Below are 13,535 nucleotides of genomic sequence, written 5' to 3'. Positions count from 1 at the left end.
TGAATACAGATTTTTTTATTTCGTATTTTTTGCTAAAATAGCTTCAATAATTTGTTGTGCATGTACGCGCGAATTTTCGATAAACCAAATGTTCGTTAACATACCGCCGCACACAACACCTGCTAAATATAAGCCATCCACATTTGTTTCCATTGTTTCTGGATTGTAAGTAGGTGTTTTCAATTCATCATCACTTAATGTAATTCCACAATTTTCGAGAAATTTAAAGTTAGGATGATAACCTGTTAAAGCTAAAACTGTATCATTTTCAATTGAAATATTTCCTTCAGGAGTTTTAATATTTATGTTATTATCATCAATAGATGTAATGTTCGAATTAAAATATGCTTTAATACTTCCTTCTGCAATTCTATTTTCGATATCAGGACGAACCCAATATTTTAAGCGATGTGTAAAACCTTCACCGCGAATTACCATTGTTACATTTGCACCTTTTCTATAGCATTCTAAAGCAGCATCAACAGAAGAATTATTAGCTCCTACAACCACGACATTCTGAAAAGAATAAGGATGTGCTTCTTTATAATAGTGATGAACTTTTGGTAAATTTTCACCTTCAATATTCATCAAATTAGGAATATCATAAAAACCTGTTGCAAGAACTACGTTTTTTGTAGAATAATTATTCTTAGAAGTTTTGATCTCGAAATTGTTAGTTTCAATTTTATTAATTGTAACAACTTCTTCGTATAAATTTAGATTGAATTTAAAATATTTATGAATGTTTCGATAATATTCTAATGCTTCTTGTCGACCAGGTTTTGGCGCAATACAATTAAACGGAATTTCACCGATTTCTAAACGTTCGGCAGTTGAAAAAAATGTCATATACAAAGGATAGTTGTACAAACTATTTGTCAAAGCACCTTTTTCAATAATTAAATAAGAAAGATTGTTTCTTTTCGCTTCTATTGCACAGGCTAAACCAATTGGTCCAGCACCTACAATAATCAAATCATATTGTTCTTTCATTGAGCAAATTTACGGATAATCAACTTCGTAAACCTTAGAATTTTGATCAAAATTTTATAAAAATAATGTTTAACTGTTTGGATTGACAAAAAATATTAATAATTTTGTTTGACAAATTTGTCAAAAATAAAACACTCATATAAATATGAAAGATGATACAGAAGAATTAATTAAAGATACAGCCAAACGAATGTTTTTTGCCGAAGGTAGATTTAATGCAACAACGCAAGAAATAGCTGATGAAGCAAAAGTGAACAGAACGTTGATTAACTATTATTTTAGATCACGTAATAATTTGATTAGTATTATTTACGAAGAAGCTACACGTGTAAGTAGTGATAAGTCTCGTGCAATTCTAGATAGGAATAGAGATATAAAAGAGATGATTGGCGAATTTATTGAAGATTCAATTAAAACATCTATTCAATATCCTTATTTGGAAACGTATATCGTTACCGAAATGAATAAAAATAATACCATGTGTTCTAAATTAATGAAAGATCATTTAGATGAAGTAGTGGTTGTTTTTTATGAACGATTAGAAGAAGAAATGGAAAAGGGTACGATTGAAAAAATGGAGCCAATTCAATTTCTATTAAATATGATTTCGTTGATTAATTATCCTTTTACAATTCGTCCACTTCTTCAATTGGATTTGAAATTGAGTGACGAAGATTTTAAACGAATTCTATCCGATCGAAAAGAAATTATTCTTAATACACTTTTTAATAAGAACTAAATCGATGAAGAGATTTAAATTATTACTTACTATAGCAATAATAACGTTGGTAAATTCTGTAAACGCCCAAGAAGTTATTGCGTTAAAAGATGCCGTAAATTTTGCATTAGAAAATAAAGCTGATGCTAAACGTGCGGATTTGGCTATCAAAAAAGCAGAATATAAAATTGATGAAGCCAGAGCAGGAGCTTTGCCTCAAGTAAATGCAAATGCAGGATTACAGTATAATCCAATTGTGCAAGAAACTGCGTTGACAATGGGAGGGCAAACAACTGTCATTAAAATGGGACAACCATGGAATTCGAGTTTAGGCGTTACGTTAAATCAAACATTGTTCGATCAACGTGTTTTTACAGGTTTGAAAGCGGCGAAAACAACACGCGAATTTTATCAAGTGAATGCTGATTTAACAGATGAACAAATTATTGAGCGTGTTGCAAATGCGTATTATCAGGTTTTTATTCAAGAAGAAAAATTAAAAACAATTGATAAAAGTTACGAAAACACGAATAAAGTTCGCAATGTTATCAAAAGTTTAGTGGATAATGGTTTGGCAAAGCCTATTGATTTAGACCGAATAGTTGTGCAATTAAATAACATATCTTCATCTCGTCAACAATTGGTAAATGCAGTAGAAATTAACAAGAATGCATTGAAATTTTATATGGGTTATCCAATAGAACAGCCAATTACGTTGACAGAAGAAATAATCACACCGAATTTAGTTTTGTTAGAAGATCAAATTGATGTAGAAAATAGAACAGAATTTAAAGTATTGTCAAAACAAAAAGAATTGTTAGGTTTTGCAAAAGAAGCTGAACGTGCAAATCTTTATCCAACAGTTGGTTTAGCTGGTAATTATGGATTGCAAGGTTTTGGTGAAAAATTTATTACTTCAAAAACTTATACATGGTCAGATTTAGCTTCGATTGGTTTGAGTGTTAAAGTTCCGATTTTTTCTGGAGGTGCTACAAAAGCAAAAATTAATCAAGCTGAAATTGATTTGTTGGACATTGAAGAGCAAATGAATGATACAAAACTTGGTTTGAGTTTAGAATATCATAATGCAAAAGCGCAAATAGAAAATGCGTTAAAAAGTGTCGATATTCAAGAAGAAAATGTATCGTTGGCAGAAAAAGTTTTAGCAAATACACAAAATAATTATCAACAAGGTTTAGCTAATTTGACAGAAATTTTAGATGCTGAAAATGCGTTGACAGACGCAAGAAATAATTACTCAAATGCTTTGTTAGAATATAAAATTGCAGAAATAGCATTAATCAAAGCAAAAGGAGACTTAAAAACATTAATTCAATAATAGAACCGATTTATGAAATCAGTAAAAACTTTACTTTATATATTAATTGCTGCTGGCTTGATTGGTGGAGCAGTTTACATCATCAAAAATAACAAAGCAAAACAAGAAGAGGAAGTTGCGATTGTAAATGCCAGTAACGATGAGGTTGTGGTAAATACAATTAAAGCAAAATACGAAAGCTTAAATACAGATTATACGTCAAACGGAACGTTTGCGCCATTTCAAGAAATGAGTTTTCCTTCAGAAATTTCTGGTCGAATTGTTCGTGTATTGGTAGATGAAGGTAGTTATGTATCTGTTGGACAAACATTAGCAACGATAAAAAAAGATGCGATTGAGGTTGATGTAACACAAGCACAAAATAACCTTCAGAATGCGATTATAGATAATCAACGTTACGAAAATGCGTACAAAACTGGAGGAGTAACAAAGCAACAATTAGATAATTCTCGATTACAATTAAAAAATGCGAGAGCAGCGGTTTCTGCACAAAATTTACGTGTTCGTGATACCAATGTAAAAGCAACGATTTCTGGTGTGATTAACAAGCGTTACATCGAGCCAGGTTCTGTTGTTGCACCAGGGTCGCAAATGTTTGATATTGTAAATGTATCAAAACTAAAATTACAAGTTACGGTAACAGAAGCAGAAGTTGTGAATTTGAAAGTGGGACAAACAATCAAAGTATTGGCTAGTGTTTTTCCTGATCAAGAGTTTGCAGGGAGAATTTCTTTTATTGCGCCTAAAGCAGATGCTTCATTAAATTTCCCAGTAGAAATTCAAGTTTCTAACAATTCTGGTTTAAAAGCTGGTATGTATGGAACAGCAGTTTTCTCGTCGAAAGATGATGTAAATGCGGGGAAAAATGTATTAGTTGTTCCAGCAAATGCTTTCGTAAATGGAATTAGTTCAGGACAAGTTTTCGTGGTTGAAAATAATGCAGCTAAATTAACGAAAGTAGTAATTGGAAAAACGGTTGGAACTGAAGTTGAAATTATTAGTGGAATTAAAGATGGAGCTGAAATCGTGACAAGTGGTCAGATTAATTTGAAAGATGGAACGAAAGTAAAAGTTGTAAAGTAAGATAAGATTTCCATGAAAATAGCAGAAATATCAATTAAACGTCCCACAATGATTATCGTGTTATTCACGATTTTAACATTAGGAGGATTGTTTAGTTATACGCAAATGGGATACGAATTAATCCCAAAATTTGAAACGAATGTAGTAACGATTTCAACGATTTATCCTGGAGCTTCTCCAAATGAAGTTGAAAACTCTGTTACCAAAAAGATAGAGGATGCAGTTGCAGCCTTAGAAAACGTAAAGAAAGTAGAGTCAAAATCTTACGAAAGTTTATCAGTTGTAATGGTTACGTTGAATTCTGATGCGAATGCAGATTTAGCGTTGAATGATGCACAACGTAAGATTAATGCCATTGAGAAAGATTTACCAGATGATGTTGATCCACCTTCTTTGACGAAATTCTCGTTAAGTGATTTACCAATTATTACAGCTGGTGTAACATCTGATAAGTTGACAGAAAAAGATTTGTACGATTTATTAGATAAAAAAATAGAACCATTTTTATCACGTGTAACAGGTGTTGCGCAAGTAAATTTGATTGGTGGACAAGAACGTGAAATTCAGGTAAGTTTAGATCCTGTGAAATTGAAAGGTTATGGTTTATCTGTGCCTCAAGTTCAGCAAGCGATTTTAACTTCAAATTTAGATTTCCCAACAGGAAGTGTAAAAACGCGCGAAAACTCTACAATTATTCGTCTTTCTGGAAAATATAAATCAGTTGATGAATTAAATAATTTAGTGATTTCTTCGAATAACGGAATTCAAGTTCGTTTATCGGAAGTTGCTTTTGTGCAAGATTCTCAGAAAGAAGTAGAAAAAATTGCACGTGTTAATCAAAGTTCAGCGATTATTGTTCAAGTTGTAAAACAATCTGATGCAAATGCAGTGGCTGTTTCTGAATTGATGAAAGAAACCATCAAAAAAGTTGAAGCTGATTATAGCAAAGAAGGTCTTAAAATTCAGATTGTAAATGATACGTCTGATTTTACATTGGCTGCGGCAGATCACGTTATTTTCGATTTAGTTTTAGCGGTTGTTTTAGTTGCAATTGTAATGCTTTTGTTTTTACATAGTATTCGTAATGCCTTTATTGTAATGGTTTCTATTCCAGCTTCTTTAATCGCAACATTTATCGGAATGTACTTGATGGGATATACCTTAAACTTGATGTCATTACTTGGTTTATCGCTTGTTGTAGGGATTTTAGTGGATGATGCCATCGTTGTTTTAGAGAATATTTACCGTCACATGGAAATGGGGAAATCTAAAATTAGAGCTTCATACGATGGTGCCAAAGAAATTGGATTTACAGTAACAGCTATTACGTTGGTAATTGTTGTGGTATTCTTACCAATTGCAATGAGTACAGGTTTGGTGGCGAATATTATTGCACAGTTTTGTGTGACAGTTGTTATCGCAACCTTACTATCCTTGTTGTCGTCATTTACAATTGTTCCTTGGTTATCTTCTCGTTTCGGGAAATTAGAACATATAACAGGAAAAAATATTTTTGAGAAATTTATTCTTTGGTTCGAAAAACAATTAACAAAATTTACTCACTTCATTTCTGATATGTTAGAATGGTGTTTAAAATCAACTGTTAGAAGAATTGGTGTTTTTATTGGAGTTTTCATTTTTTTATTCGGGACAATTGCTATCTTAATGGGAGGAAAGTACATTGGAGGAGAATTTTTTCCTAAAACAGATAAAGGAGAATTCTTGGTTCAATTAGAATTACCAAAAGATGCAACAATCGAGGAATCAAATTTTATGACGCAAAAAGCAGAAAAGTTTTTACGTGGTAAAAAAGAAGTTGTTGATATGATTACAACTGTCGGACAAAGTTCTGAAGGGTTTGGAGCAGCACAAGCAACAGCTTACAAAGCAGAAATTGACGTTATTTTAAATGATAAATCAGAGCGTAGTGACAATTCGTTTATTTATGCAGCAAAAGTAAAACGCGAATTAGAAAAAGAATTGGTTGGTGTTAAAGTAAAAACAGTTCCAGTTGGTTTAATTGGGGCAGAACAAGCGCCAATTGCGTTGGTTGTGACAGGTCCAAATTTAGAAAGTGCAATGAAATTTGCTGAATTAGCAAAACACGAATTAGAACAAATTAAAGGTTCTTCGGAAGTGAAACTAACAACAGAAGCCGGAAATCCTGAAATTAATGTGCAAGTTGATCGTGATAAAATGGCTGCTTTAGGATTGAATTTACAAACAGTTGGTTTGACGATGCAAACTGCTTTCTCTGGAAATACAGATGGTAAATTTAGAGCGGGTGAATACGAATATGATATTAATATTCAGTACAATGATTTTAATCGTTCGAATATTGATGATGTTCGTAGTTTGATATTTGTGAATGATAAAGGACAACAAATTCGTTTGGATCAATTTGCTACGGTTACACAAAGTTCTGGACCAAGTTTCTTAGAACGTCGTGATAAAACACCTTCTGTTACGGTGCAAGCGCAATCTGTTGGTCGTACAACAGGTGATATTGTGACTGATTTCAAAAATAGTTTACAAAAAATTGACAGTAAAAAACCAACCGGTGTATCGTATGTTTGGGGTGGAGATGAAGAAAATCAATCCGAAGGTTTTGGTACATTAGGTTACGCATTATTGGCAGCAATTATTTTAGTTTATTTGGTAATGGTTGCTTTGTATGACTCGTTTATTTATCCTTTCGTGGTTTTGTTTTCGATTCCATTATCATTAATTGGTGTCTTTGTGGTTTTAGCTTTAACGAATAATTCATTGAATATCTTTACCATTCTCGGAATGATTATGTTAATTGGTTTGGTGTGTAAAAATGCCATTTTATTGGTCGATTTTACAAACCATAGAAAAGAAGCTGGAGAAACAACACACAATGCTTTGGTGCAAGCCAATCATGCGCGTCTTCGTCCAATTTTAATGACAACTATCGCCATGGTTTTTGGTATGATTCCAATTGCATTAGCAGAAGGAGCAGGAGCAGAGATGAATAACGGATTAGCGTGGGTAATTATTGGTGGATTAGTTTCCTCATTATTCCTTACATTAATTATTGTTCCAGTGGTTTATTCTCTATTTGACAGTGCAATCCGTCGTTTCTCAAAAGGAGAAAAAGTAGATTATGAAGCAGAAATGGTTGCAGATTATGAAGCAAGACAAATAAAAGAAGAATGGGAAGAGTAATCTTTCGTTTAGATATTTAATAGTTAAATTCGCTCCTATTTTAGGAGCGAATTTTTTTATTTTTTAACTATAATTAGTGAGTTTTAGACGAATTAAAAATTTTATTTTTGGCGTGATATTAATTGAGACTTTCTAAAAAATGAAAAAACTATTTTTATTGACAACATTATTTATGGTGTCAACACTTTTTGCACAGCAAGCAACAAATACGTTAGAAGGCGTTTTTACAACAAAAGCAAAAGATGAATTATATAATCCATTAAAATTTGATGGTAAAGGAAGAGTAACAATCGGTGAATTTGATGAGGTTGGTTACGAATTTACAGAACGCAATGATTCGGTTATAATATTTGTCGAAAAAACGGTTTTTATCTTCAAAAAAGAGAAAAATCAATTAAAAGGAATTTCAGATTGGGTGGATAAAAAAGTATATAAATCAAATTTGAAATCTTTTGAAAATAAACCACAAGCAGATTCAAAATTAGCGCAACGTGCAAATTGGATGGCAAAAAACTATGATATCAATTTTAAAAATAATGCAAGTTATTTGTTCGATTTTGATGAAGAAAGTTTAACTAAAAAAATAAAAGAAAACGAAGCTGCCAATGCGCAATTGTGTAAAGAAGGTTTTGATGAAAGTTGTAAAATAGTTTTTGCTTATAAATTTGCTGAACAATCTGGTGGTGTTTTCGAAACATTGAATGCGGCGGACGAAATAAAACTTAAACCAAATAAAGAGTTAGAGCAATTAGCACAACGTGTATTAGATTTAGGAAATCCTGATGGTTACGGATTATTTTATACGTATTACTATTTTACAGGAGAAAAAGATAAAGCGGAAGAGTTTTTACAAAAAGGATTGGATTTAGGATCTGCTTATTGCAACGAGATTTCTTTAAATTCAGCTTTGAGTGAATTTGGACAAGGTCTAGAATCAGAAATAGAAAATTTAGACGAAGAGTAATCATCGTATTGAAGAGATATGGTATAAAGTTTGGTTTATTTTGTTATTAAATTATAATTATGAAAAAATCTTATGCTTTAATCATTCTTGCAGCTGGTCTTTTTATGAATAGTTGTACAACGAACAAAGCGAATACGGATTCAACTTTAGAAGAACATCAAATTGTTGTGAACGGTAAAGTAACCGAACTTGAAAAAGGTAAAGATGGCTATATGGCAACAATCGAAACCAAAAAAGGAGAGCATTACAAAGCAACAATTAGCATCATAAATTTTCAAAAGAACAATCAAGAATATAAAACCTTGAATATTGGAGATGAGGTTTCGGTCGAAGGTCCTACATGGAGCGATGCAGATGGGAACAAATATATAAAAGTAGAGAAGATGAAATAAATCAATCTAATCAAAAATAAAAAAGAGAACTAAAAGTTCTCTTTTTTATTTAGTAAATATTTTGCAACAGCATGATAAGCTGGTAAAGAATACGGATCGTTTGCGCTATTAGAAGCAACTGGATTCGAAGCAAAGCGCACAATAACCATTTCCGCTTTTGGATCAACATAAATCGCTTGACCATGAACCCCACGTGCCATAAACGCTTGATGCTTATTATTCGTTACCCACCACATATCTTTGTAGCTCCAACCTTTTAGAAGTTTATAATTTGCCTTTTCAAATGCTTGTTTATTTCCTCCTTTTTTTATTTCGTCAACCAACTTTTTAGGTAAAATTTGATTATTATTAAAGTAACCATTGTTTCTTATCATTTCTCCAAACATTGCTAAATCTCTTAGGTTTGCATTAAATCCACCTCCTGCAAAAGCAATTCCAGCACCATCAATCTGGTAATATCCATCAAAGTTAGTTCCCAATGGTTCCCAAAACTTTTCAGATAGAATTTGAGCCAAAGGTTTATTCAATACTTTTGTAATAATCCAACCCATCACATCAGTATTCACCGTTTTATAACCAAAAGCTTCGCCATGTTTACCATTTTTCTTGACTGTTTTTAGATAATCATAATAATTTGTAGGTCCATTATAATTTGCAGGTTTAGGAAAAGGATTTCCAGCAGCCGAAAAAGCCCACACTTCAGCATTAGGATCACTATAATCTTCGCTATATTGTAATGCGGTTGTCATGTCCAAAACTTGACGAATAGTGGCATCACCAAAAGCTGAGGTTTTCAATTCAGGAACATAATAACTACACAATCTATTTTCATCTAAAATGCCTTCAGCAACCAACATACCGCCCAAAGTACCTGTCAAGGTTTTACTAACCGACATCAAGGCATGAGTTCCGTTTTTGTTTAGTTCTCCAAAGTAGTTCTCATAAACAATAGCACCTTTGTGTAAAACAATAATTCCATCGGTATAATTTTTTTGCAAAGATTCTTTCCATGTCATAGTTTCTTTACTTTCTAAAGGAGTAAAAGTTACATTATCGATAGATTGATCCAATTTAGTTTTCCATGTATATCGATTTTCCTGAGTAGAAGGAACGTTGACGGTTGGAAAAAACTCGCGCATATGACAAACGCTGTAACGCAACGCCGGAAAATTAAAAAAACTACCATCAATAGCGGATAATATATTTTCTTTTTTTGGAGGAAAACCTTTCATCCAATCAAAATTCTTAGGATCCGATTGTTCTGCAGTCAAGAATTGTTGTCCATAACTCATTTGCGTCATCACTAAAATTAAACAAACTAATATTTTTTTCATAGTTGTACTATTTATTTGGTTGATAAATGAAGTAGAGGAGAAGCTTGCTTCTCAAATTTACGAAAACCATTTTAAACTTTTTTAATTTTAACGTATACTAATAATTCCGCTTTCGCGAAATTCCTCCCGAGTTGTTAACCACAAAGTATCCGCTGTTGTTTTGCTTAAATCAGCAAACCATCACCGTTTAATCATTTGCTGTAGTAAAAATCAAAACGTTTGTATAAAATATTTTAACCATGACCTTTTTGTATAAAAAAACAACTAGGCAATCATTACAACACCTGAACTACAAAAATCTTTTACATACATTCTACTGCCACTATGTTGCCACTATGTTGCCACTATGTTGCCTTGATGTTGGGAGTATCCTGCCTTTATCTATTCTAGTATACACTCAGACACCCTTAGTATATGTTGTTCACATTTAGTGAGTGTTTGTCATCAACCTCACCTTACGGGTGTACAATCACCCTCAAAAATTATATTTTTAAGCTGTTATAAGCTCAATTCCTGCTTTCTCAGCTTTGTATTTTATTTTGGTCATCAGTTCATAATAACTCCAATTCCTCAGTACAAATTCTTCTTCTTTAGCTAGCTCTATCTTTTCTTCTTGATCCAATAAAATAAGTGTTCCTGCTTTATATTTGATGCAAAAATCAATTAACATTTTACTATAGACATGTAGTCGATGATGCACATAATTACGTTCTACTTGACTCATTTTATCTAGGGCTTTTAGTTTTCTCGTTCTTCCTTTGCCCGATTTGGCATAAGTTGCTCCAATTTGTATTCGTTGACGGGATGCTTGTATCGCTAACCTTCGGTAAAGAAACTCTTCTTTAGTACCAATAGTAAGCCGAGATTTACCTATTTTTACAACCAATGGATATTCCAACGACAAGGAAGCTTCTGCAATAATTTCGGATTGTAATTGATGGTTCTCTTTTTCAACTTCAACGGCTGCTAACCAAAATATTTTACTTTTTTCTAACTTTATTTGTGAGGTGCAAAGTTTTATTTCTCCACTTATCACTTGTTCCAGTAGTTTTTTATTACCTGTAAAATCTTTTCCTAAATAAGTTTTGAATGGTATTTTAAATAAGATAAAACAAAAATTTTTCTTCTCTTCATTATAACATAATTTAGTTATTTTACTGCTATTAAAAGGAAATGCCATAGCTCGTTTAAAATTTTTTAATGAGATTTCACCTTTCCAATATTTGACACAATCTTTTTTGAAAGATTGATACAACATATTATTCAAACAAGATAAAATATTCATTGGAACTTCGCCTTTAAAACGTTTTGAAAGTACACGATAAATGGTATTCATTCTAGAGCACTCTAGTATACCCTCTGCATCTTTCTTCTCGTACATTAATTTATATTTAACTCCTTCAGAGAGGTAAAAAAAATCTTTAATCATTTCTTGTACATACAAATGAGAAACAATCAAATTAGCGGCTTTAAAACATCTATTTTGCCATTTATAAAGCTTGTCTAATGCCTCTTTACGTTCTTCTTGAGTTGGTAAATCTATAATTAATTGTATTTTTCGAGTGAGTATTAAGGTAGATTTTTCCATCATCAATAGTTTAGGGATTGAACTTTGTTTTGTTGAGTGAATTTATAGGCTACTACAAATTCATTGTATACCTCTTTTTGAGATAGTTGTAATTCTTCAGCGATATTGGCAAAAGTTTGCTTATGCTCACATCGAAGTTTTAATATCAACGATTGTGTTTCAGATATTTGATATTGCTTCTCTGCTGTAGAGACTGTTTTGGTTTTAATAATTAACTTATCATGATGACTTAAAATCTTCTTAAGATCATCAATAGCACGCTTAATTTCGTTACTTGTTTCAGTTATTCCTCTTCCCATTGAATGAGCAATCACTTTGTACTGAAATCCATGTTTTAAACAGAGTTCTATCAAATGTTTTCTTTCAGTACTTAATAAGGGTAATACTTTTATAATTTCATCAAAATAGTGCTGTTGTCTATCATGATCGATTAGGTTTTCTATTACATCAGCGGGATCATATCCAGCCAAATAACTTTGATAATTCTCATAACTTTCTATTGAACTTACAGTTCTAAAAAACTTGTTCTTCGGTTTAGCATAATGCGAATAGCAACTGTACTTCATTATAAGTCTCAAAAAGAAAAAGATATGATCAGGAGACTCCATCTTTTCGCGATATTCCCATAATCTCAGAAATGCATCTTGTACCAAGCATTCTACTACAAACTCATCCTTAATTATTTGTTTACCAAACCAAAAGATTCGTTTATTATATCTGACATAAATACGTTCGAAAGCAGCAGAATTACCTTTTTTTAATAATTCAAATTCTTTTTCTAGCATAATAAAGGTGGTTTTAATTATGTTTTACGTGATACGTATTACGTTCTACGTTTTTACATAGTTTTTAATTCAACATTAGTTTTAAAAGTCACTCCTTTTCCAGTACATCGCGCCAACTTTGTTTTTGGGAAAGGGTTTTTTTGTTATGTTTTATGTTATACGCTTAACGTTTTACGTGTTTTTTATCAATTCTATCTTTAACCACAATAGAAACATAGGTTTTATTAAGTTTTACACTTAACGTTTTACGGATTTTGTCATTCTGAGCCTGTCGAAGAATCTTTCTGTCACTTTTTTTAGAGATTGTAAAGTTCAGTAAACAGAAACATAGCGATCTCCTTACTCTGTTTAATAGATTTATCTTCTCTATTGCTCTTTATTTTCTCCATCCAGTTCTATGTACCTATGTGGTAAAAAATCTTTTCTGTCATTCTGAGCCTCAAATCCAATCTATACATTTTACAACTTAACATCGATATACGAACCTCGAATAAACCATACGGAACGCATATACAATGGATACAGAATGGATACAGCGCGGATACACAACCGATACAGAAAAGTATCATTTTGGATATACACCGATACAGGAATTTAACACTTTTTAACACATTATTTCTCTAATATTCTGTCATTTCGAGAAATCTTCTTTTCATTTTTTATTCATGCTCTTTATTATTTTACGAATATTGGATTCATATACCTTTCAGGGAAGCTCATCCAAAAAAACATTTGAAATTAAAAGGAGAAGCCATAGTATGGCTTAGGTATTCCATTTCTTTAATGTCACTTTTTACTTGACTAAAAAGTAACCAAAAAGTCAAGGCCGTAAACCTCTCTACTAAAAATGTTCTCATTTCTCTAAAGATTTCACAAACCCTACGGGCTAAAACCTTTTTAACGTTACATTCAACCACTTTCTTAACGTGTGAGTTTTAATGCCATTTTCTTCATCCTTTTTCAATATTCAAATTCGTTGTCATTTTTAAAAACGGATTTTGTCATTCTGAGCTTGTCTCAGAATCTCAGTCTCTTCCCTAATCTCAACCTCATTCTCAATACTAACATCTAATCTGTACATTTTACTTAATACATAATGCATCCTAACAATCCCTTCCGATACACGAACCTCGAACAAACCATACGGAAC

At 32.0% G+C, this 13,535-nt stretch carries 10 protein-coding genes; 6 read left to right on the top strand and 4 right to left on the bottom strand.

Translation table 11 applies throughout. From position 1 onward, the window contains the following. Positions 1-15 precede the first annotated feature (15 nt). Positions 16-993 carry a YpdA family putative bacillithiol disulfide reductase gene (locus tag AC2I98_RS05105; protein ID WP_486413548.1) on the bottom strand — a complete coding sequence of 326 codons (978 nt, stop codon included), beginning with the start codon at positions 991-993 and terminating at the stop codon, positions 16-18. Positions 994-1,138: 145 nt separating this feature from the next. Between AC2I98_RS05105 and AC2I98_RS05100 the strand changes: the two genes are divergently transcribed. From AC2I98_RS05100 to AC2I98_RS05075, 6 genes are all read left to right on the top strand, one after another. Then, complete coding sequence (locus tag AC2I98_RS05100; RefSeq protein WP_486413547.1) at positions 1,139-1,732, top strand: TetR/AcrR family transcriptional regulator; 594 nt, start codon at positions 1,139-1,141, stop codon at positions 1,730-1,732. A gap of 4 nt (positions 1,733-1,736) precedes the next feature. Continuing rightward, the gene (locus AC2I98_RS05095; RefSeq protein ID WP_486413546.1) at positions 1,737-3,050 is read left to right on the top strand and encodes a TolC family protein; all 1,314 of its coding nucleotides are present in this window, start codon (positions 1,737-1,739) and stop codon (positions 3,048-3,050) included. 12 nt (positions 3,051-3,062) lie between these two features. Continuing rightward, positions 3,063-4,133: an efflux RND transporter periplasmic adaptor subunit gene (locus tag AC2I98_RS05090; protein ID WP_486413545.1), complete on the top strand. Its 1,071-nt coding sequence runs from the start codon at positions 3,063-3,065 to the stop codon at positions 4,131-4,133. A 12-nt stretch (positions 4,134-4,145) separates the two neighbouring features. Continuing rightward, complete coding sequence (locus AC2I98_RS05085; RefSeq protein ID WP_486413544.1) at positions 4,146-7,322, top strand: efflux RND transporter permease subunit; 3,177 nt, start codon at positions 4,146-4,148, stop codon at positions 7,320-7,322. Positions 7,323-7,461: 139 nt separating this feature from the next. After that, the gene (locus AC2I98_RS05080) at positions 7,462-8,286 is read left to right on the top strand and encodes a hypothetical protein (RefSeq protein ID WP_486413543.1); all 825 of its coding nucleotides are present in this window, start codon (positions 7,462-7,464) and stop codon (positions 8,284-8,286) included. A 59-nt stretch (positions 8,287-8,345) separates the two neighbouring features. Beyond that, positions 8,346-8,678, top strand: coding sequence for a hypothetical protein (locus tag AC2I98_RS05075; RefSeq protein ID WP_486413542.1), 333 nt, complete (start codon positions 8,346-8,348; stop codon positions 8,676-8,678). Positions 8,679-8,707: 29 nt separating this feature from the next. Here the strand turns inward: AC2I98_RS05075 and AC2I98_RS05070 are convergent, their stop codons facing one another. From AC2I98_RS05070 to AC2I98_RS05060, 3 genes are all read right to left on the bottom strand, one after another. Further along, complete coding sequence (locus tag AC2I98_RS05070) at positions 8,708-10,012, bottom strand: serine hydrolase domain-containing protein (protein ID WP_486413541.1); 1,305 nt, start codon at positions 10,010-10,012, stop codon at positions 8,708-8,710. Positions 10,013-10,502: 490 nt separating this feature from the next. Beyond that, a complete protein-coding gene (locus AC2I98_RS05065) occupies positions 10,503-11,600 on the bottom strand; it encodes a nuclease/transposase family protein (RefSeq protein WP_486413540.1) in 1,098 nt (365 codons plus the stop codon). Positions 11,601-11,602: 2 nt separating this feature from the next. Further along, complete coding sequence (locus AC2I98_RS05060) at positions 11,603-12,385, bottom strand: RNA polymerase sigma factor (RefSeq protein WP_486413539.1); 783 nt, start codon at positions 12,383-12,385, stop codon at positions 11,603-11,605. Positions 12,386-13,535: the final 1,150 nt, after the last annotated feature.

The sequence above is a fragment of the Empedobacter sp. EJD.6dd genome (assembly GCF_057369435.1).
The sequence above is the reverse complement of the archived record's forward strand: the minus strand, read 5'-3'. Positions and strand labels throughout refer to the sequence as shown.

Excerpts from the sequence above, each read along its gene's own strand:
- AC2I98_RS05085 (WP_486413544.1), top strand. The coding sequence starts at position 4,146 with ATGAAAATAGCAGAAATATCAATTAAACGTCCCACAATGATTATCGTG.
- AC2I98_RS05075 (WP_486413542.1), top strand. The coding sequence starts at position 8,346 with ATGAAAAAATCTTATGCTTTAATCATTCTTGCAGCTGGTCTTTTTATG.
- AC2I98_RS05105 (WP_486413548.1), bottom strand. The coding sequence starts at position 993 with ATGAAAGAACAATATGATTTGATTATTGTAGGTGCTGGACCAATTGGT.
- AC2I98_RS05060 (WP_486413539.1), bottom strand. The coding sequence starts at position 12,385 with ATGCTAGAAAAAGAATTTGAATTATTAAAAAAAGGTAATTCTGCTGCT.
- AC2I98_RS05090 (WP_486413545.1), top strand. The coding sequence starts at position 3,063 with ATGAAATCAGTAAAAACTTTACTTTATATATTAATTGCTGCTGGCTTG.
- AC2I98_RS05095 (WP_486413546.1), top strand. The coding sequence starts at position 1,737 with ATGAAGAGATTTAAATTATTACTTACTATAGCAATAATAACGTTGGTA.
- AC2I98_RS05070 (WP_486413541.1), bottom strand. The coding sequence starts at position 10,012 with ATGAAAAAAATATTAGTTTGTTTAATTTTAGTGATGACGCAAATGAGT.
- AC2I98_RS05080 (WP_486413543.1), top strand. The coding sequence starts at position 7,462 with ATGAAAAAACTATTTTTATTGACAACATTATTTATGGTGTCAACACTT.
- AC2I98_RS05100 (WP_486413547.1), top strand. The coding sequence starts at position 1,139 with ATGAAAGATGATACAGAAGAATTAATTAAAGATACAGCCAAACGAATG.
- AC2I98_RS05065 (WP_486413540.1), bottom strand. The coding sequence starts at position 11,600 with ATGGAAAAATCTACCTTAATACTCACTCGAAAAATACAATTAATTATA.